Source organism: Pedobacter sp. MC2016-05, assembly GCF_026239735.1.
Taxonomy (GTDB): domain Bacteria; phylum Bacteroidota; class Bacteroidia; order Sphingobacteriales; family Sphingobacteriaceae; genus Pedobacter.
This window is the reverse complement of record NZ_JAPIVT010000008.1, coordinates 109,245-128,641: the sequence shown is the minus strand read 5'-3', so window position 1 is coordinate 128,641 and position 19,397 is coordinate 109,245. Positions and strand designations below refer to the sequence as shown.

The following is a 19,397-nucleotide window of genomic DNA, read 5'->3' as shown; positions in this document are numbered from 1 at the left end:
AGGATTACGATTCTCGTACCAACTTTTTAAATAAGCTTTTTGAGATTTTAGATTATAGATGTGAGATTTGAGACTTGGTACGCAAGACTGAATTTCTCATAGCTCACATCTCCAATCTCACATCTAACTACAGAATGAGCATAAGAGAAGAATTAGAAAAACGTATTTTGGTAATTGATGGTGCGATGGGTACCATGATTCAACGTTATACTTTAACTGAAGAGGATTTTAGAGGGGAACGTTTTAAAAATCATCCATGTGATGTAAAAGGCAATAACGATTTGCTCAACATCACTCGGCCTGATATTATTAAAGCCATACATCTTGAATATTTAGCCGCTGGTGCGGATATTATTGAAACCAATACCTTCAGTACACAAAGAATTTCTATGGCTGATTACCAGATGGAAGATCTTTCTTATGAGTTAAGCTTTGAAGGTGCGAAGGTGGCAAAAGAGGCTGCTACTGAATTTATGGCTGCTAATCCTGATCGGAAATGTTTTGTTGCAGGCGCAATCGGGCCAACCAACAGAACCCTTTCTATGTCACCAAATGTAAACGACCCAGGTTTTAGGGCGGTTTATTTTGACGAACTTGAAGCGGCATATTATGAACAGGTTCGCGGTTTGGTAGATGGAGGTTCTGATGTGCTTCTCATCGAAACCATCTTCGATACACTAAACGCAAAAGTGGCCATTGTGGCCATCAAAAAATATGAGGAAGTAATCGGTCGTAAGCTCGAAATTATGATTTCGGGAACCATTACCGACGCTTCTGGAAGAACGCTTTCCGGTCAAACAGCAGAAGCTTTCTTAAATTCGGTGATGCATGCAAAACCTTTGAGTATTGGTTTTAACTGCGCTTTAGGGGCTAAAGAAATGCGTCCGCACATCGAAGAACTGGCTACAAAAGCGGGATGTTATGTTTCTGCTTACCCAAATGCCGGCCTCCCGAATGAGTTTGGTGCTTATGATGAACAACCGCACGAAACGGCTCATCTGGTCGACGATTTTATTACATCTGGATTTGTAAATATTGTGGGTGGCTGTTGCGGCACCACTCCTGATCATATTGGCTGCATTGCAAAGAATGCTAAAAAAGCTTCGCCACGGAAATTGCCAACCATTGAGCCTTTTATGCGATTGAGTGGATTGGAGCCTGTAACGATAACGCCAGAGAGTATTTTTGTAAACGTTGGCGAAAGGACAAACATCACCGGATCTCCAAAATTCTCGAAGTTAATTTTAGGTGGCGACTACGAAGCGGCCTTAGCTGTGGCCCTACAACAGGTAGAAGGTGGAGCGCAGATTATTGATGTGAACATGGATGAGGGCATGCTCGATTCTGAAGCTGCGATGACGAAGTTTTTGAATCTGATTGCCTCCGAACCGGATATCGCCAAATTGCCTATCATGGTCGATTCCTCTAAGTGGTCGGTGATAGAAAATGGATTGAAATGTTTGCAAGGGAAAGGTATCGTTAATTCTATTTCACTTAAAGAAGGCGAAGATAAATTCCGTGAAAGCGCCCGCAAAATTATGCAATATGGCGCTGCCGTTGTTGTAATGGCTTTTGATGAACAAGGCCAGGCCGATAACTACGAGCGTAGAAAAGAGATTTGTAAACGAAGCTACGATATTCTGGTACATGAAATCGGTTTTCCTCCAGAAGACATTATTTTCGATCCGAATATCCTTACCGTAGCCACAGGTTTAGAAGAACATAATAACTACGCGGTCGATTTTATTAATGCGACCCGTTGGATCAAAGAAAACCTACCACATGCAAAAGTAAGTGGGGGTGTATCAAATATTTCCTTTTCATTTAGAGGAAATAATGTTGTTCGCGAAGCGATGCACTCTGCATTTCTTTACCATGCCATTCAGGCCGGGTTAGATATGGGGATTGTAAATGCAGGTATGCTTGAGGTGTATCAGGAAATTCCACCCGAGCTTTTGGAAAGGGTAGAAGATGTACTTTTGAACCGACGGGATGATGCTACGGAGCGATTGGTTGAATATGCTGATACGGTAAAATCAAAAGGGAAAGAAATTGTAAAAGATGAAGAATGGAGGAAAGGATCCGTTGAAGAACGCCTTTCTCACTCCCTGGTAAAAGGAATTGTAGAGTATCTTGACGATGATGTTGAAGAGGCTCGTCAAAAATATGCCCGCCCAATAAAAGTAATTGAAGGACCCTTGATGGACGGAATGAACATTGTTGGTGATTTATTTGGTGCTGGAAAGATGTTTTTGCCTCAGGTGGTAAAGTCGGCTAGGGTGATGAAAAAAGCCGTGGCTTATTTGCTTCCGTTTATCGAGCAGGAGAAATTAGATAATCCAGATCAGGATCAGAATTCCTCGGCAGGTAAGGTATTGATGGCTACTGTTAAAGGTGATGTTCACGACATCGGGAAGAACATTGTGGGGGTAGTTTTGGCTTGTAATAACTTTGAAATTGTAGATATGGGCGTGATGGTTCCTGCTCAGGAGATCATCAAAAAAGCTAGAGAAATAAATGCTGATATTATTGGCTTAAGTGGCTTAATTACGCCATCACTTGATGAAATGGTCCACTTTGCCAAAGAAATGGAACGAGAAGGCTTTACCATTCCATTAATTATAGGTGGAGCGACCACGTCAAGGATTCATGCTGCTGTAAAAGTTGCCCCGAATTATTCTGGTCCGGCTATCCATGTTTTAGATGCATCGCGAAGTGTTACCGTTTGCAGTACGCTGATGAATCCTGAAACAAAAGCCGACTACGTTGCAGGCATAAAAGCAGAGTATGAAAAAGCCAGGGAAGCGCATTTGAACAAGCGTTCTGACAAGCGTTTCAAAACCATTGAAGAGGCACGGAAAAATAAATTTAAGATAGATTTCGATCAAAATTTACCAGTTCCTGAATTTACCGGAACCAGAGTTTTTGATCATTATCCTTTGAATGAATTAGTTCCATATATCGATTGGACTCCTTTTTTTCATACCTGGGAACTTCGCGGAAGCTACCCGAAAATATTTGATGATAGAAATGTAGGGAGTGAAGCAAAAAAACTTTTTGATGATGCGCAGGCATTATTGAAACGGATATTAGACGAAAAATTGTTAACTGCTAGAGCGGTAATTGGATTTTGGCCAGCAAACGCCGTTGGAGACGATATTCATTTAGAAGTCGAAAGTCTGAAGTCTGCAGTCAGAAGTCTGAATGTCGACTCTGGACTTAAGACTGAAGACTCAAGACTGGTTACTATCCATACCCTCCGCCAACAGGCCGAAAAGGTTGATGGACAGCCGTATTATGCTTTGTCAGATTTCATTGCTCCTAAAGAATCCGGTATTCAAGATTATTTTGGGTGTTTCGCTCTAACTGCAGGAATAGGGATTGATGAGTTGGTAGCAGAATTTGAGGCCAATCATGATGATTATAATAGCATCATGGCCAAAGCATTAGCGGATCGTCTGGCTGAAGCTTTTGCCGAACGCATGCACGAGCGGGTTCGTAAAGAATACTGGGGTTATGCAAAGGACGAAAATTTAAGCAATCAGGAATTGATCAAGGAAGAATATGCCGGTATTCGCCCGGCACCGGGTTATCCAGCTTGTCCGGAGCACACGGAAAAAGGAACTTTGTTTAGCTTGCTTGATGCGGAAAACAAAATAGGCTTACACTTAACAGAAAGTTACGCCATGTATCCAACAGCTGCGGTAAGTGGTTTTTACTTTGCCCATCCCGAATCAAGATATTTCGGCTTGGGAAAAATCACAAAAGATCAGGTGGAAGATTACGCAATCAGAAAAGGTATGACTATAGAAGAAGCGGAGAAATGGCTCTCGCCTAATTTGGCGTACTAGCAGTTGCCAGTTATGAGTTAAATGTTACAAGTCAAATTGCAGATAACATGGACCAGGAAAAGGAAAATTATACTGATGTGGATGTTTGGAAACAAGACCGAATTTTGTCTAAGGAAGTATATTTAGTATCTTCAAATTTTCCAATTGACAAAAAAATCGGGTTGATAAGCCAGATTAGAAAAGCCGCTGTATCCATTCCATCGGACATTGCTGAGGGTTGTGGTAGAAATCGTCCCAAAGACAGCATTCATTTTTTTTGTCGCAAGGGGTTCCGTTTATGGGGTCGAAACTCAACTATCTCTTGCGTTTGATTCGGGATTTATCGAAGAAATAGACTTAAAAACGCTAGTGCTTAAAATTGAAACAACTAGAAAACTACTTAACGGATTTATAAATTATTATCAGAAGCTGATTAAATAAGCATCCAGCCTTATAACCTTTAACCCATAACTTTTAACTACAATTGAAAATTACAGACCATATAAATAATTCAAAGGGCAAAACCCTATTCTCGTTTGAGCTTCTGCCGCCTATTAAGGGACAAAGTATCCAATGGATTTACGATGCCATCGATCCTTTGCTGGAGTTTAATCCTCCTTTTATTGATGTAACCTCCTTAAGGGAAGATTATATTTACAAAGAGCAGGAAAACGGATTGTTGCAAAAGGTGTCGTACCGCAAGCGTCCAGGTACAATCGCGATCTGCGCTGCAATTATTCACAAATATAAGATAGATGCAGTTCCTCATTTAATTTGTGGTGGTTTTACCAAAGAGGAAACTGAGAACGCTTTAATCGATTTGCAGTTTTTAGGGATAGATAACGTATTGGCCTTACGTGGTGATGCGCGTGCAGCCGATCATTCTTTTGTTCCAACTAAAGGGGGACACTGCTACGCAACTGATTTAATTCAGCATATCAAAAATCATAACGATGGTAAATTTCTGCATGAAGATGTAGAAACTTTCAAAAGCGATTTCTGTATAGGTGTTGCCGGATATCCCGAAAAGCACTTTGAAGCACCCAATCTAAATGCCGACTTCAAATACCTAAAAAAGAAAGTTGATATGGGTGCAGAGTTTATCGTTACGCAAATGTTTTTTGATAACCAGAAATATTTTGACTTTGTGAAAAAGTGTAGGGAGAATGATATTAATGTGCCCATTATTCCTGGCTTAAAGCCTATAAGCACACTTACTCAACTAAATGTCTTGCCAAAAATTTTCCATATTGATTTGCCTGATGAGTTAACAGACGCATTATCTTATGCAAAAAGCAACGCTGAAGCTAAAGAAATTGGAACCGAAGCCATGATTAAACAATGCAAAGAGTTAATCGACTTCGGAGTACCAGTGCTCCATTTTTATACCATGGGAAAACCGCAGCAAACCAAAGCCATCGCGAAGGCTATATTTTAACTTTGACACAAAATCCGCTTCATTTGGGAGAGCGGATTTTTATTTTACAGAACTTTAACTGTCTATTTTTGTTAATTTAACTGTACAACTTATATTTGTAAGGATGAAGTTTTTAACACTTAAATACTTTTTGGTTTTATGCATCGCCATAACTCTTTTTTTAAAGGTTGGCAATGTATTGTCGTATTTAAGCTATTCGTCTTCCTATATTGAAAATATCGTGTCAAATGATGATGCGACTGAGAAAGAAGAAAAAAAAGTTGAAACAGAGTACTTTATGCAAAATTTTATTGCTGAAGAACTTTGCAATCTTCCCCTTGCAATGAAACAAAAGATAGCTATTCCAGCATGTCTTGATCACCCTCCCTACTTCGCGGATGTTTTAACCCCTCCGCCCTCCGTTTAGTAACTAGTTTCTAAACAAACCCTTTGTCGGGCAATATCCAGTATTTATTTCTATTAATTTATAAAGAATATGAAACGAGCAATTTCATTCTGTTTTGCGGTATTTACAATTTCCGCATCATTAAAAGTTAGCGCACAAGAAGTGACGCAAGCTAATGTAAAACCAGTAAGTAACTCTTTAGAGATGGTTTCAAAACTTCAGCCAGTAAGCTTTAATTACGACAAAACCTGGGCTGAAAAATTAAAACTTCCAGCCACCTCCCAATATGGTTTTGTGGGAGCTGAGGCTAAAAGTGCTGTTCCAAGTGTGGTTACTGTACAAGCCAAGCAATATCCGGCAGGCAAAAATGCCTACAACTCAGCTACAATAACCAAAGTTGATTATGAAAGCTTGATTCCGCTTTTGGTGGGTAGTATTAAAGAACAGCAACAGCAAATTGACGAGTTGAAACGCGAATTGCATTCACTAAAGTCGCAAGCATCGAAATAGTTAGGTTTAGTTTTATAGTTCAAAAGGTTGGAGTTTTTAATTCCAGCCTTTTTTGTTTGTAGTTTACTAACTAGATTATTTATGATTATATCATCTTTTTTTACCCTGCAAAATTCCATTTGCTTTATTTACTTTAGACTTCATTTTTTGCTCGAAACTCGAGAAGCAAAGCTTATTAATGCAAAAGTTCCAAACTAGGCATGAATTAAATCAGCCATCGATGTTATTCAACAAATAATTTTTAAAAGCTTCAAAATCTACACCTAGTTTATCTGCATATCGAGGCAGGCTTTCTAATACATTAACCTGCTCGGGAATTTCAATTTTTGCTGCAATATCTAAAGGGAAAATATCCGGGAACTTACAAGCATGAGCGGTTGATAAAAAGATTGCTGCGCTCTCATCTTCCGGATTTTCCTGCCTGTATTTTTCAATTGCAAGATAAGCAATCGCTGTATGTGGACAGGCAACATAATCAAATTTTGAGTCGATTTCTTTGATTCCAGCAAGCGTTTCTTCATCATTAAACCGATACGATGTAACCACATTTTTCAAGGCATTTACATCTTCGCCAAATAAATCCATGATGCGAACCCAGTTACTTGGCGCACCGACATCCATCGCATTTGAATAAGTTTGAGTAGACGGTTTCGTTTCGTAGATACCTGATTCCAGGAAGCGTGGAACAGTGTCGTTTATGTTAGTAGCAGCAATAAATTGCTTAACCGGCAAACCTAGTTTAAAGGCCAATAAACCTGCCCCGATATTGCCAAAATTTCCACTCGGAACGGAAAATATTACATCATTTAACCCTTGTTTTTTTAGCTGTGCGTAAGTGTTAAAATAATAAAACGTTTGCGGAATTAACCTCGAGATATTTATCGAATTGGCTGATGTTAGACGGAAATTTGCATTCAACTCTTCATCTGCAAAAGCTTGTTTAACTAAAGCCTGGCAATCATCAAAAGTGCCTTTTACCTCAACTGCTCTAATGTTTTGTCCGTTGGTGGTTAATTGCAATTCCTGTATCGGACTTACTTTCCCCTCGGGATAAAGAATAGTTACGCGGGTGTTGGGTACACCTAAAAAACCTAAAGCAACTGCACCACCGGTATCTCCGGAAGTAGCAACTAAAACGTCTAAAAGTTGCTCGCCATCCTTTAAGAAATAAGCCATCACCCTGCTCATGAAGCGGGCGCCAAAATCTTTAAAAGCTAAGGATGGTCCGTGGAAAAGTTCGAGTACAAAGGTTTTTTGGTCTAGTTTTACCGCTGGTGCTTCAAAGTTAATGGCATCTTCAATCAAAGCTTTTAAATCTTCCGCAGGGATTTCATCTTTTAATAAAGTTGAAGCTACTTTATAAGCAATCTCTGGCAAAGCATACTGTTCGATGTTAGCTAAAAAGTCTGCATCCAATTGAGGGATTTCCAAAGGCATATACAAACCTTTATCTTGAGGCATGCTGTTAAAAACGGCTTCTTTGAAAGAAACACGTAAATCTTTATTTTTGGTTGAGTATAGTTTCATGGTTTAAGTTTTAGGTTCTAATTTTTACGTTATAAGTTCGCACAGGCTAACTTTTCAGTAAAAAATTATTACTTAAATTACTCTAGGTCCTTCGGCATTAACCGAAGAAACATAAGCTTTGCTGTTGATATTTATTTTATGTAAATGTTGTTGCTGTGCTTTTGTTATTCTTTTGGCAGTTTCTTCATCTTTTGCTAAAGCAAAAACCGATGGGCCTGAGCCTGAAATTCCGAAACCGATAGCGCCGTTTTCCATGGCTATTGCTCTCATTTCTTCAAAACCTGGAATTAAAATCGATCGGGTTGGTTCTACCAAAACATCTTTCATGCTGCGGCCAATTAAGTCAAAATCATTCATAAATAAGCCACTAACCAAACCAGCAACATTGCCCCATTGGGTAACCGCATCTTTCAACAATACTTTGCTGCGAATCATTTGACGGGCATCTTTTGTGGGTACATTCACCTCAGGATAAACAATCGCTGCATACATCCCTGCAGGAGTAGGTAATGAAATTACATCCAAAGGATGGTAACTTCTAACTAATACAAACCCACCAAGAATGGCTGGTGCAACATTATCGGCATGGCCATAACCACAAGCTAGTTCTTCGCCTTTCATGGCAAAAGGAACAAGTTCTTTAGGCGTTAGTAAATCGCCCATCAATTTATTTATGGCGAATAAACCTGCAACGGTACTTGCCGAGCTTGAACCTAATCCGCTACCAATTGGCATCTTCTTATGTAGCTCGATTTCGACGCCTACATCTACCCGATTGATGTGTTGCAAATAATACTGAACACTTGCACTAACCGTGTTTTTAGTCGAATCCAAAGGCAACCGACCATCATCGCCAGTAATTCTTTTGATTACCACACCGGGTATATCTTTTAGACGCATTTCAACTTCATCGCCGGGTTCATTAACAGCAAAACCCAAAACATCGAAGCCACATACTACGTTTGCAACGGTTGCAGGTGCGAAAACTTTTATTTCTTTCATAATTTGAATAATGATGAAGGAGCTAAAATTATAGGCCTAGACTCCAACTCATTTATATTTATATATTTTGTTTTTGATTTATCGCTGTCTAATTGCTTCCAACATTTATAATATCTGCAAAAACACCTGCCGCGGTAACCTCTGCTCCTGCACCAGGGCCTTTAACCACTAGTGGGCGAGATTTGTATCGATCTGTCGTAAATGAAATGATGTTATCACTCCCCGAAAGCATATAAAAGGGATGACTGTCATCAACCATTTGCAAACTGATTTCTACATTTCCATCTTCGAGTTTACCAATGTAGCGCAACACTTTCTTATCGTTTGCAGCTTTAGTTTTCAAATCTTCAAAGTAGGATGCATTTTTTTGTAGTTCAACATAGAAATCTTCTACAGAAGTTGCCTTTAAACAAGATTCTGGTAAAATGTTATCAATTTTAACATCAGCTGCTTCTAATGGATAGCCTGCATCACGAGCCAGGATTAACATTTTGCGCATGAAATCTTTTCCGTTCAAATCATCACGTGGATCGGGTTCGGTATAACCCAATTCCTGCGCTTCTTTAACCGTTTCATAAAATCCGGCATCGCCTTTAAAGTTGTTAAAGATGTAAGAAATTGTTCCAGATAAAATTGCCTCGATACGAGCAACTTTATCGCCGCTCATCATCAACTCTCTTAAAGTACGGATGATTGGCAAGCCTGCACCAACATTGGTTTCGTAGTAGAAATCAACACCAAATTTTCGGGCAGTATCTTTGAACGATTTGTATTGAGCAAAGTCTGCTGAATTTCCCTTTTTATTGCAAGTAACAACAGAAATACTGTTTTCAAAAATGCCCTGATAATATTCAATCGGCGATTCTGCTGCGGTATTATCCACAAAAACGCAGTTGGGTAAGTTTAATGCTTTCATGCGTTCTACAAAACCCGCTAAGTCTGCCTGCTCACCATTTGTATCCAAGTTACTTTCCCAATTTTCAAGTGATAAACCATCGGCATTGAAAATCATCTTGCGGGTATTGCTAATTCCGGCAACCTTAACTTGCAAATCATTGTTTGCGGCTAAGAATGGCATTTGCTCTTTCAGCTGGTTGAACAAGGTTTTACCAATGTTTCCTGTTCCCAAACAGAAGATGTTTAATGTGCGTTTTAAGTCGGTAAAGAAAGCATCGTGAACGGCATTTACCGCTTTTGATAAATCAGCTGCGCTGATAATTACTGAGATATTGTATTCGGATGAACCCTGGGCAATTGCTCTAACATTAATTCCGTTTCTACCCAATGCGTTAAACAACCTTCCGCTCATGCCAGGCGTACGTTTCATATTTTCGCCAACAATGGCCAAAACGGCTAGATTGTTTTCAACCTCTGGTAGAGCCAGTTTGTTGGCATCGAGCTCCAGTTCAAATTCTTTTTTAATTAAAGCAATCGCCTGACCCGCATCAGTGGGCTTAACCGCAAAAGTAATGCTGTGCTCTGATGAAGATTGCGTAATCAGCACAACGTTAATCTGCTCGCGAGATAATAAAGAAAATAATCTTCCGCTGAAACCTGCTTTGCCTACCATGCCGCTACCGGTAAGATTGATAATGCTGATATGGTCGATAGATGAAATGCCTTTTATCGGCAGGGTTGACGCTTTAACATCACTTTTGATATAGGTTCCAGAGAAATCAGGCTCAAATGTATTCTTGATTACCAGCGGAATTTTCTTCATGAAAGCCGGAATCATTGTTGGTGGGTAAATTACCTTGGCTCCGAAATAACTCAATTCCATTGCTTCCGTATAACTCAACTCAGGTAATGAAAAAGCCTTTTTCACAATACGTGGATCGGCAGTCATCATCCCGTTTACGTCAGTCCAAATTTCAATTTCTTCAGCATTTAAAGCAGCACCCCAAACTGCTGCGGTATAATCAGAACCGCCACGACCTAAAGTAGTTACTCTGCCGGTCGCATTGCTGGCAATGAAACCCGTAACAAACAATATCTTATTTTTATTGGCCAGGTAGAAATCATTAATCAACATTCCAGTCAGCTCGGTATCAACCTTTGCTTGTCCGAAATTGCTATCGGTTTTTATAAATTCCGAACCATTTACATACAAAGCTTCAGCAAATTGCTGTGAGGCGATGTGTGCAATCATGAAAGAAGAGCAACGTTCACCATAACTTAAAATCTGGTCTTTGGTTTGCAAACTCAATTCGCGAAGGTTGGTTACGGCCTGCAATAGATCTTCCAGCTCGTTAAAGAAGATTTTCAAACGCGTAAACACGGGGTTTTGGGCCGCTGCCGGTAAAAGCGAACGAATCACTGCAAAGTGTTTGGCCTCAATTTCTTTTAAACCAGTGTCATAATCTTCGCCACGTTCGGCTTTTTCGGCCATATCGGTTAGCAAATTGGTTACGCCACTCATTGCCGATAATACAACTACCGGATTGCTCTGTAATTTTTCTTTGGCTACTATGCTCAGTAACGTTTTGATGTTCTCGGCCGAACCTACGGATGTGCCGCCGAATTTTAATACTTTCATTAGTTTTTAGTTTTAATGAACCTTGCACGCTTGCTTGTTAATTAGTTTGTGCAGTTTTCAATGGTTTTGGTTTAAAAAAAAAGCGCCCCGATTTGTGTCGGGACGCTTTCTGTGTTATATGTTAATTCAACTTACAACAAATTAGCCCCGCTGGTTTATCCCGGTGGTAATAATAATGGTTGTAATAATTGAAGTATTGAAAATCATTTCTGTTGGTGTATTTTGTACACCGTAAAGTAGCAGATTATTTTTCTTAATTGCAAACAATTTTTAAATTTATTTGAAAAACTTTTAATAAAACGTTTAATCAAATGAAATAGCGGCATTTTTTGAACCGAAAACTAAAATAGAAATCGTTATTTCGAAGATGATCGACGCAAGAATCTTAATGCTCTGGGTTTTCATCTCCCCTCCTTATTATAAGGAGGGGTGCCCGCAGGGCGGGGTGGTTAATAAATGATTATTTTATTTTGTTGAAAAAGCAGATTCAGTAATTCTTATGCTAAAGCAATCCTGCCATTCGCTACAATCTTTTTTGCGGATTCCTCTGCCTTTCCCATTTCCGCCATTGCGAGGAGGAACGACGTGGCAATCTATTTAGTTAATGCAACAAAAAGTATTTCCGCTGCTGTCAGGTTTAGCTAAGCTAGTTTAAGGTACTATTTGAGTTTGTTGCTGGTATGTTTTAAAAAATCGTGATGTAGAATGTTCGAGCGCTATACTGCCTTTACTATTTTATGGAATTTCCATCCAGTAAGAATCATCATTAAAACATCTTTATGAAATCTCTTTTCTTTATTCTGCTATGCGCAGCTTTTAGTTTCAATGCTTATTCACAAACTCAACCAACAATAAGATTAAGGTGTTCTTCAACGATTTCGGATAATCCTCCGCTTTGGGTAGTTGTCTTTAAAAAGAAGAGTTATATTTTAAATGATCCCTCTTCAACAATGATAAACCCGAATACAATTGAAAAGGTAGAAGTGTTAAAAGATGCGGCTGCTACTGCGATCTATGGTGTCAGGGCAGCAAATGGTGTTATTGTGGTAACTATAAAGAATGCAGACTCAAGAAAGGAATTTAATCGCTTAAAACCCTATCTTAAAAAAGGCTAATCTAACTCCTCACCCCAATATAAATCTCTACTTCCGAATCTGACCCCTGCTGAGATTTTTCTCCGTAAACTTCAAAGTCGGCATTGTAGGTTCTATATAAAGCAATGTCGTTTGCCCATATTTCCTGCCACGTATCTACAACAGCATGTGGCATTTCTCCCTTTGCTTTGTATTTAATGAGCCTCTCATTTTTAATTTCTCTACCCACAAAACCATCTGGAATGTTATCTAATGTGCTTACCTGTTGCCCGATAATCGTGGTGTATCTGCCAGTGTAGTCGCTTTCATAATCGGTGTAAATGGCATAAATATCTTCATTTTCTTTATTGGGAATTTTCGAAGCTGTTTCTTCAGCGAAAAATCTTTGCCACAGTTTTCCTAAATCTGCTGCTGCCTGATTGTTTTGATTGCTGGTTTCTGTTGAGATGCCAATAATTTTGAAGTTTTCCATTTGTAGGTTTTTGGCGAAGTTAATATTTAAAATCTTAAAGATATCCGTCATTTCGAGCGCAGCAGAGAATTCCTGTATCATAAAGAACGTTATGGTTAAAAGATTTCTCGACTTTGCTATGCTATGGTCGAAATGATGCGCTACAAGTAATTTTTCCCACCCACATCTTCCATCCTTTTCATACCTTTGTTTTCAACTATGCAGGGCTTAATTATTAAATCTACGGGAAGTTGGTATAGCGTTTTGGCTGATACTGGCAAGCGTTACGACTGTCGTATTATTGGTAAATTCAGGATTAAAGGAATTAAAACTACCAATCCAATTGCTGTGGGCGATCGGGTGAAATTCGACCTGGAGAAAGACAGTAATCAAGGCTTAATAAACGAGTTGCTGCCTCGAAAAAATTACATTATCCGCAAATCGATTAACTTAAGCAAGCAGGCGCAAATTCTGGCTGCAAATTTGGATATGGCCATTTTGCTGGTTACACTTGCTTCACCGAGGACATCATTGGGCTTTATTGATCGGTTTTTGGTTACCGCTGAGGCTTACGATGTACCTGCCGTTTTGGTATTCAACAAGCTTGATTTATTTAGTAAAGAGGGTCTGGAAATATTACAGGAATTCAAAAATATTTATGAAAATATTGGTTATCCCTGTTATGAAGTTTCGGCTTTAAAAGGGATCAATATTCCAGTTATTCAGGAGTTAATTACAAATAAAATTACCTTAATTTCCGGGCATTCCGGCGTCGGTAAATCCAGTTTAATAAATGCTTTGCTGCCTGATAGAGATTTGAAAACAGGGGAGGTATCAGATTGGAGCGATAAAGGTCAGCATACCACAACTTTTGCTGAGATGTTCGAATTACCACAAGGTGGTTTTATTGTAGATACGCCAGGAATTAGAGAATTGGGTGTAATTGATATTGAAAAAGAGGAGTTAGGTCATTTTTTTAGGGAGATTTTTAAAACTTCACACCAATGTAGGTTCAATAACTGTCGCCATATAAATGAACCTGGATGTGCCGTAATCGAAGCGGTGAATGAGGGTGGTATTGCTGTGTCACGTTATGAAAGCTATTTAAGTATTTACCATAATAACGATACAAGGCATTAAAGAAAAGCTTAAAGACTAGATTCATGTACTTTGTGTCTTTGCTGTAAAAATAAGTTATGAAATTTAAATTAGGAGATTTTGTTCGTTTTGTTGATGAAAAACGGGAGGGTTATGTAACCAGAATTATCGACGCACAAACTTTGGGCGTTACCGATGAGGATGGTTTTGAAATTCCGGTTGCCGTAAGTAATTTAACTTCGGTGCACGGGCATGGTGTAGTTGCAGAAGAAATCGATGCACCCAAACCCATTCAGGTAAACGTTCCATCGATAAGCAAAATTGAAAATGGAATTTATGTCGCCGTTGCTACAGATAATAAAGCCGGTAATGTGGTTCATTTTTATCTTCAAAACCAATCACCTAATGTGTTGTTGGTGAGTCTAACCTCAGAGAAGAAAGAGAAATACTCAGGCTTATTTCATGGTGTGATTGAATCTTATCAATCAAGTTTGATTTATTCGGCATCATTAGCAGATTTGGATATCTGGCCCGAATTTACTTTTCAGATTTTGGTTTTTAGCAAAGCTGATATTAAACCGATTGATCCTTTGGTGATTCGCAAAAAATTCAGGGCAAAGGATTTTTCGACCGAACAAAAAGAACTGCCACAATCTAATCTCAAAGGTTGGTTAATCCGTTTGGATGATCTGGTACCTATTATTATCGATGCACAAAAGCTGAAAGAAAGTTTCTTCAAATCGCCTGCTGAAAAACGGACTGTTGATGCTCCTGCAAGAGAAATAGATCTTCATATTGAGAAATTAAGAGACGATCACCATTTTTTAGAGGCTGATGAAATTCTCCAAATTCAGCTGAATCATTTTCAAAATGCTTTAGATGCTGCAGTAGTGCATCACTTTGATAAAATGGTTTTCATACATGGTTCAGGAAACGGAACGTTGAGAGATAAAATTCATAAACTAATTAGTAAAAATCCTCATATTAAAACCTACATGGATGCTCGAAAAGAAAAGTTCGGTTATGGAGCTACGGAGGTTGTATTTAAATAAATGCCTTCTTTAGACGAGGATATTAATGAATTAAAACATTAGCATTCTAATGAAAAACTTCTTCTCCATAATCAGGGTTTGCTCCAGCTTGTGAAGCCACGAAACTGCCAACCTTGCAAGCTCTATCCAAAACTGTGTCAATGGGGTAGCCCTTTAAGTAGCTGGCAATAAAAGTGGCCAAGAAAGAGTCACCTGCCCCAACGGTATCGGCCACTTCCACCCGGTAGCCTTTATGTTGGTAAAGTTTGTTTTCCTGTAATACATATGCACCCTTTTCGCCAACGGTCAAGCAAATCATGTTGATGTTGAAAGTGTTGCTCAATTGTTTTAGCAATTGTTCATCTGTATTGCCGGTAAAGGCGAGTTCGTTTTTCAAATAAAGTAATTCGTGCTCGTTTACTTTTAAAATATCGGCTACAGAAAGTAGCACCTTTAAAGTTTCTATGGTGTAAAATGGTGGGCGAAGATTGATATCAAATACTTTAAGCTTGGCTTCCTTTAATAAAGATAAAATGGTGTTTCGGCTGTTTTCATTTCTACAAGTCAAACTGCAATACACAAAGGCGTCAGCGTTTTTCACAGCAGCAACATTTTCTTCAGTAAGTTGAATCGCATCCCAGGCAACTGGTGCCACAATAGTATAAGTAGCCTGATGCTGCGCATCTAATTGAACTTCTACTGTACTTGTTGGTAAGTTGTTTGTTTGGATGAGGTGAATTGGGAAATGATTTGAGGATAAAAAGGTTAAAAGTTCTTTTCCGTTTTCATCATCGCCAATAGCGCTAATAAATTGGCTCTTTATACCCTGTTTGTGCAAGTTAAGCGCCACATTCATACTAGATCCACCTGCCTTTTTTCCTTCGGGAAAAACATCCCACAATATTTCGCCAATGGCTACAACTTTTTTTGTCATGATAAATTTTATGTTTTGCAAGGTAGCAATTTTCAGGTCTGTTAATTGTCGGTTATATTTACTTCTATCAACGCTATTCTATTTCCAGATTTAATAAATATAGTGTATTTCAGCTTTTTGCGATGTTATCCGGATAAAGATTGAAGTTTCGGTTTTGCTGCTCTTATTTGTTACGTTAAACATTGGCTTTTTTCTTGAACCTATCTATAAAAGTAAAGATGAGCCAGCTACTTGCTAAAGCGAATGTTACATCGGCTAGAAACGCAAAAAAATTAAAATTTGTACTGGTTCTTCCTTCTTTTGTTATCACATCATAGCCACTTACTTTGGTATAAAAGTTTAGTGGAAATCCATATTGGTCTGCACCATCAGCATTGTAATTTAGGCTTGCAGTTGCCCAATTAATGATGATGAACAGTAATATTCCTCCCGATAATATTTTATAGATTGCTTTCATTAATCTAATAAGTTTCCTCTTTGGTTACTAAAAACTTCTTTCTCATCTTTCTCAATCAAACGATCTAGCAAAGCATTGTAGCCATTTGCAATTTTATAGTCCAGTTCATTCTTGTACAAAGGGAAAATAGACAAAATGTTTATTACTTCGTTATCTACTTTTATCTCGGTAAATTCTTCGTCGAACGTTACCGAGGGTAGAACAACCAAACCAACATAATCAGTTTCTTGGTCATAAGGTTCCATATCTGAAGTGGCTTGTAAGGTATGGCCAATGGTTAACCAGGTATCATAATGGTGCGGAAAACGAGCAGTTTCTTTTAACATGCCCAAAATCCAATCGTTCTCGTTTTCACTTGGAAAAACCTTTCCAAACTCAATTTCTTTTGGTAGCAGAATCATGAGCTCGGCGAACTTGTATTGCTCAGGATTTTCTACACGCTCCGGCACGGTCATTTCCAGCAAACTCATCCCAGAAGTTAATAAAATGTTAAAGCTGTGCTGCTCAGAATTGATAAAGTAGACATCCAGATGAAAATCGGGTGATACCATTTCATGGAAAACCGTGATTTCTTCGGATGTATAAAAATTATCAAGGTGATTGGCGATCGCTTCTGGGTGGTTATCAAAAAAAGTTAGGTCGCGAAACTTCTCGTAAAAGTCATTCATAGGTTTACTTTGTTTTGGTACTCGAAATTAATTGAAAACAGGTCGCAAATCTTATTCCAGGATTAAAATACGATATTATCTAAATTTAAAAGCTTTTTGTTATTTTAGTTGAGGATGTATTTCTACATTCTTACCTAACGGGAAATTAATGATCCCTAAAAATTAAAATTAATATGATGAAATCAATTTTTGCAATACTCTTTTGCCTGATCACTTTTTCTGTCGCAGCTCAAACTACGGCAGATAAAAAAACTATTCTTGACGTGCTTGAAAAGCAAAGATTAGCCTGGAACAAAGGCGACCTGGAAACATTTATGCAGGGTTATGTTAAAAGCGATAGTTTACTTTTTGTAGGCAAAAGCGGACCCACTTATGGCTGGCAAAAAACGTTGGATAATTACAAAAAAACTTATTCAGGAGAAGCTGGAATGGGCCAATTGACTTTCGGGATTAAGAAAATCGATTTCTTAAATAAAGATGTGGCTTTCGTTTTGGGTAGCTGGCATTTAAAACGCGAAAAAGACGAGCCACAAGGCTACTATACTTTGCTTTTTAAAAAGATTGAGGGTATTTGGAAAATAATAGTAGATCATAGCTCCTAAATATGAAAACAACTCTTCTTTTGGCGTTGGCTCTGATACTGCTGCTAACAGCTTGCAATTATTCATCCACAAAAAAGAAAGAATTTGTTTTATACCGTAAAGGAGGTTGGAGTTTCAGTTTACCTAAATATTGGAAGGTCAAAAAGGACCGCCCTATTGAAGGCGTTCCAAATAGCCGGTTTATTTCTGCAAGCGATGACGAGCCCTTTTCTAAAGACGCTTACCTCATCATAACTGCAATTGATTCGGTAAGTGTAGAAAAGAACCTGGAAAATCTGATCAAACAATCAAGAGCGAGTTACCATAAAAGAAAGATTGAATTTGGGATGCTCAACCAACCAAAGGAAATTATGGTTGGAAAGCAAAAGGTTTTAAGGGCTGATTTTGAAACCACGGTAATTACAAATCGGAATAAGGGAATTTTCAATGTTTTCAACTGGAAGGGCAAAACGTTTTCATTTATATTCAGTGTTGATGTTAAAGATAAAAAGGAGAATTTCAATGTAGTTGATTCGGTAATCAAATCTTTGAATGTGAAATAAATTTCTTTGAAAAATACAGGAGTGAGTAAACAGTAAGTAGGCAGCCAATGATAGATAAAATGATTACGCTGTTAGAAAAAAATGTTACCCAGTTCAATTTTACTTTAAATATTTCTTTACTCAATAAAACCCCTATACTCCCTACGTAACCAAATGAATCGGCTATGTAAATTAAAAAACCTACGTTGCTGGCGTACTTAAAAGTTGATATTAACCGATCGAAAAATACAGCATTAAATGGAATGTAAACCATGTAGAGCCCAAGGCCAACCAACGTCATCCACCAAATGGGTTGAATTAAATTTGCTTTAAAAAGTAGTGTACATGTACCCGCTAAAATAAATCCCGCTAGGATAAAATAATGGGCTGTTTTAAGGGCTGTAAAGTTATTCTTGATCAGTACCATGCTGCCAATTAATAGCAAAACGATTAACGTTATTGGTGTCTCTGTTTTGGCAAAAATGGCGGGTTGGTTCGCAAAACCCATTTCATTCCACATTTCGGCACTAAAATTATCTCTGATATCTCTAAAAATTGTGGCGAAGCAATAAATGATTACACAGGCAACCAAGCCAGCAAAAAATTCTTTTACAAACAGCTTTCTGTCCTGCTCAGTCATTGGTATTCTATCGGCTCTGTCTTTGATGTCTTCATCATTGGGTGGAGGTATTTTCTCCATTAAGAAAACGAAAATCAAAAGCGGAACCATGAAGACTAAGCCAGCATAAAATGGTATCCAAAATTCAGTTAAATTAAAGGTTATACTTAACCATGAGCCAACCGATTTTACAAATCCTGAAGCAAAAATGAAGCTTACGGCTAAAGTTGCACCAATGAAATCGGTGCTTCGTCTGCCTTCTACGTAGGAGAATACCACGCCCCAAAGCATGCCGAGCGGAAAGCCGTTAATGAAAAGAAAAACGATGTTATAGGGTACGGGAACGAGGGCAAATAATAGCCAGCTTAACCACGCTATGGTTGTTAGGACGATAATAATTTTTCCTCGGCCTGTGCGTTTAAGTTCGGAAATATATTTAATGCCATAAAATTTGGCGAGTAAATAGCCAAGCATTTGGCAAATTACTAAAATGGTTTTGTAGCTATATCCAGCTATGGTTAATCCGTCGAAAGTAGCGACTGTAAATGTCTTTCTGAAGCCAAAAATCATCGTATAAGCCAGGAAAACTACTACAGCAGCGTATAATCCCGTTTTAATTTGACTTTTGAACGTAAAGCTTTTGGGCATGTTTCCTGAAAATTACCGTAGCGGAAATATAGTTGTAAAAATCCAT

19 protein-coding genes are annotated in these 19,397 nt (G+C 38.4%); 11 read left to right on the top strand and 8 right to left on the bottom strand.

Going from position 1 to position 19,397, the window contains the following annotated elements; all coding sequences use genetic code 11:
* Positions 1-134: 134 nt before the first annotated feature.
* From metH to OQZ33_RS12770, 6 genes are all read left to right on the top strand, one after another.
* Positions 135-3,851 carry a methionine synthase gene (gene metH, locus OQZ33_RS12795; protein ID WP_265799412.1) on the top strand — a complete coding sequence of 1,239 codons (3,717 nt, stop codon included), beginning with the start codon at positions 135-137 and terminating at the stop codon, positions 3,849-3,851.
* 47 nt (positions 3,852-3,898) lie between these two features.
* A complete protein-coding gene (locus OQZ33_RS24320; RefSeq protein WP_265799411.1) occupies positions 3,899-4,162 on the top strand; it encodes a four helix bundle protein in 264 nt (87 codons plus the stop codon).
* Positions 4,071-4,271, top strand: a complete 201-nt coding sequence (locus tag OQZ33_RS24315; RefSeq protein ID WP_265799410.1) for a four helix bundle protein — start codon at positions 4,071-4,073, stop codon at positions 4,269-4,271. The genes OQZ33_RS24320 and OQZ33_RS24315 overlap by 92 nt, the downstream gene beginning before the upstream one ends.
* Before the next feature lie 43 nt (positions 4,272-4,314).
* Positions 4,315-5,268: a methylenetetrahydrofolate reductase gene (locus OQZ33_RS12780; protein WP_265799409.1), complete on the top strand. Its 954-nt coding sequence runs from the start codon at positions 4,315-4,317 to the stop codon at positions 5,266-5,268.
* Between the two features lie 103 nt (positions 5,269-5,371).
* Positions 5,372-5,674, top strand: coding sequence for a hypothetical protein (locus OQZ33_RS12775; protein WP_265799408.1), 303 nt, complete (start codon positions 5,372-5,374; stop codon positions 5,672-5,674).
* Positions 5,675-5,743: 69 nt separating this feature from the next.
* A complete protein-coding gene (locus OQZ33_RS12770) occupies positions 5,744-6,163 on the top strand; it encodes a tail fiber domain-containing protein (RefSeq protein ID WP_265799407.1) in 420 nt (139 codons plus the stop codon).
* 210 nt (positions 6,164-6,373) lie between these two features.
* On the opposite strand, the gene thrC is transcribed toward OQZ33_RS12770, so the two are convergent.
* From thrC to thrA, 3 genes are all read right to left on the bottom strand, one after another.
* Positions 6,374-7,690, bottom strand: a complete 1,317-nt coding sequence (thrC, locus tag OQZ33_RS12765) for a threonine synthase (RefSeq protein WP_265799406.1) — start codon at positions 7,688-7,690, stop codon at positions 6,374-6,376.
* Between the two features lie 72 nt (positions 7,691-7,762).
* On the bottom strand, positions 7,763-8,692 hold the full coding sequence (locus OQZ33_RS12760) for a homoserine kinase (RefSeq protein WP_265799405.1): 930 nt from the start codon (positions 8,690-8,692) through the stop codon (positions 7,763-7,765).
* Positions 8,693-8,780: 88 nt separating this feature from the next.
* Positions 8,781-11,228, bottom strand: coding sequence for a bifunctional aspartate kinase/homoserine dehydrogenase I (gene thrA, locus OQZ33_RS12755; protein WP_265799404.1), 2,448 nt, complete (start codon positions 11,226-11,228; stop codon positions 8,781-8,783).
* 779 nt (positions 11,229-12,007) lie between these two features.
* On the opposite strand from thrA, the gene OQZ33_RS12750 reads away from it, so the two are divergent.
* Positions 12,008-12,343, top strand: a complete 336-nt coding sequence (locus tag OQZ33_RS12750) for a TonB-dependent receptor plug domain-containing protein (protein WP_265799403.1) — start codon at positions 12,008-12,010, stop codon at positions 12,341-12,343.
* A gap of 1 nt (position 12,344) precedes the next feature.
* Here OQZ33_RS12750 and OQZ33_RS12745 read toward each other — a convergent pair whose 3' ends face one another.
* On the bottom strand, positions 12,345-12,875 hold the full coding sequence (locus tag OQZ33_RS12745; RefSeq protein ID WP_265799402.1) for a GyrI-like domain-containing protein: 531 nt from the start codon (positions 12,873-12,875) through the stop codon (positions 12,345-12,347).
* A 117-nt stretch (positions 12,876-12,992) separates the two neighbouring features.
* Here OQZ33_RS12745 and rsgA point away from each other — a divergent pair, with 117 nt between their 5' ends.
* Positions 12,993-13,913, top strand: a complete 921-nt coding sequence (gene rsgA, locus OQZ33_RS12740) for a ribosome small subunit-dependent GTPase A (RefSeq protein WP_265799401.1) — start codon at positions 12,993-12,995, stop codon at positions 13,911-13,913.
* A gap of 56 nt (positions 13,914-13,969) precedes the next feature.
* A complete protein-coding gene (locus OQZ33_RS12735; protein ID WP_265799400.1) occupies positions 13,970-14,923 on the top strand; it encodes a Smr/MutS family protein in 954 nt (317 codons plus the stop codon).
* Positions 14,924-14,969: 46 nt separating this feature from the next.
* Here OQZ33_RS12735 and OQZ33_RS12730 read toward each other — a convergent pair whose 3' ends face one another.
* From OQZ33_RS12730 to OQZ33_RS12720, 3 genes are all read right to left on the bottom strand, one after another.
* Positions 14,970-15,836: a carbohydrate kinase family protein gene (locus tag OQZ33_RS12730; protein WP_265799399.1), complete on the bottom strand. Its 867-nt coding sequence runs from the start codon at positions 15,834-15,836 to the stop codon at positions 14,970-14,972.
* 175 nt (positions 15,837-16,011) lie between these two features.
* Positions 16,012-16,293 (bottom strand): hypothetical protein, encoded by a 282-nt coding sequence (locus tag OQZ33_RS12725; protein WP_265799398.1) that lies wholly within the window; start codon positions 16,291-16,293, stop codon positions 16,012-16,014.
* Positions 16,293-16,961: a suppressor of fused domain protein gene (locus OQZ33_RS12720; protein WP_265799397.1), complete on the bottom strand. Its 669-nt coding sequence runs from the start codon at positions 16,959-16,961 to the stop codon at positions 16,293-16,295. The genes OQZ33_RS12725 and OQZ33_RS12720 overlap by 1 nt, the downstream gene beginning before the upstream one ends.
* Before the next feature lie 173 nt (positions 16,962-17,134).
* Here OQZ33_RS12720 and OQZ33_RS12715 point away from each other — a divergent pair, with 173 nt between their 5' ends.
* Together OQZ33_RS12715 and OQZ33_RS12710 are read left to right on the top strand one after the other, a co-directional pair.
* On the top strand, positions 17,135-17,563 hold the full coding sequence (locus OQZ33_RS12715) for a YybH family protein (RefSeq protein WP_265799396.1): 429 nt from the start codon (positions 17,135-17,137) through the stop codon (positions 17,561-17,563).
* Between the two features lie 2 nt (positions 17,564-17,565).
* Complete coding sequence (locus tag OQZ33_RS12710; RefSeq protein WP_265799395.1) at positions 17,566-18,105, top strand: hypothetical protein; 540 nt, start codon at positions 17,566-17,568, stop codon at positions 18,103-18,105.
* On the opposite strand, the gene OQZ33_RS12705 is transcribed toward OQZ33_RS12710, so the two are convergent.
* On the bottom strand, positions 18,083-19,351 hold the full coding sequence (locus tag OQZ33_RS12705; protein ID WP_265799394.1) for a DUF5690 family protein: 1,269 nt from the start codon (positions 19,349-19,351) through the stop codon (positions 18,083-18,085). The genes OQZ33_RS12710 and OQZ33_RS12705 overlap by 23 nt on opposite strands.
* Positions 19,352-19,397 lie beyond the last annotated feature (46 nt).

Excerpts from the sequence above, each read along its gene's own strand:
- metH (WP_265799412.1), top strand. The coding sequence starts at position 135 with ATGAGCATAAGAGAAGAATTAGAAAAACGTATTTTGGTAATTGATGGT.
- OQZ33_RS24320 (WP_265799411.1), top strand. The coding sequence starts at position 3,899 with ATGGACCAGGAAAAGGAAAATTATACTGATGTGGATGTTTGGAAACAA.
- OQZ33_RS12775 (WP_265799408.1), top strand. The coding sequence starts at position 5,372 with ATGAAGTTTTTAACACTTAAATACTTTTTGGTTTTATGCATCGCCATA.
- OQZ33_RS12770 (WP_265799407.1), top strand. The coding sequence starts at position 5,744 with ATGAAACGAGCAATTTCATTCTGTTTTGCGGTATTTACAATTTCCGCA.
- thrC (WP_265799406.1), bottom strand. The coding sequence starts at position 7,690 with ATGAAACTATACTCAACCAAAAATAAAGATTTACGTGTTTCTTTCAAA.
- OQZ33_RS12760 (WP_265799405.1), bottom strand. The coding sequence starts at position 8,692 with ATGAAAGAAATAAAAGTTTTCGCACCTGCAACCGTTGCAAACGTAGTA.
- thrA (WP_265799404.1), bottom strand. The coding sequence starts at position 11,228 with ATGAAAGTATTAAAATTCGGCGGCACATCCGTAGGTTCGGCCGAGAAC.
- OQZ33_RS12750 (WP_265799403.1), top strand. The coding sequence starts at position 12,008 with ATGAAATCTCTTTTCTTTATTCTGCTATGCGCAGCTTTTAGTTTCAAT.
- OQZ33_RS12745 (WP_265799402.1), bottom strand. The coding sequence starts at position 12,875 with ATGATACAGGAATTCTCTGCTGCGCTCGAAATGACGGATATCTTTAAG.
- rsgA (WP_265799401.1), top strand. The coding sequence starts at position 12,993 with ATGCAGGGCTTAATTATTAAATCTACGGGAAGTTGGTATAGCGTTTTG.
- OQZ33_RS12735 (WP_265799400.1), top strand. The coding sequence starts at position 13,970 with ATGAAATTTAAATTAGGAGATTTTGTTCGTTTTGTTGATGAAAAACGG.
- OQZ33_RS12730 (WP_265799399.1), bottom strand. The coding sequence starts at position 15,836 with ATGACAAAAAAAGTTGTAGCCATTGGCGAAATATTGTGGGATGTTTTT.
- OQZ33_RS12725 (WP_265799398.1), bottom strand. The coding sequence starts at position 16,293 with ATGAAAGCAATCTATAAAATATTATCGGGAGGAATATTACTGTTCATC.
- OQZ33_RS12720 (WP_265799397.1), bottom strand. The coding sequence starts at position 16,961 with ATGAATGACTTTTACGAGAAGTTTCGCGACCTAACTTTTTTTGATAAC.
- OQZ33_RS12715 (WP_265799396.1), top strand. The coding sequence starts at position 17,135 with ATGATGAAATCAATTTTTGCAATACTCTTTTGCCTGATCACTTTTTCT.
- OQZ33_RS12710 (WP_265799395.1), top strand. The coding sequence starts at position 17,566 with ATGAAAACAACTCTTCTTTTGGCGTTGGCTCTGATACTGCTGCTAACA.
- OQZ33_RS12705 (WP_265799394.1), bottom strand. The coding sequence starts at position 19,351 with ATGCCCAAAAGCTTTACGTTCAAAAGTCAAATTAAAACGGGATTATAC.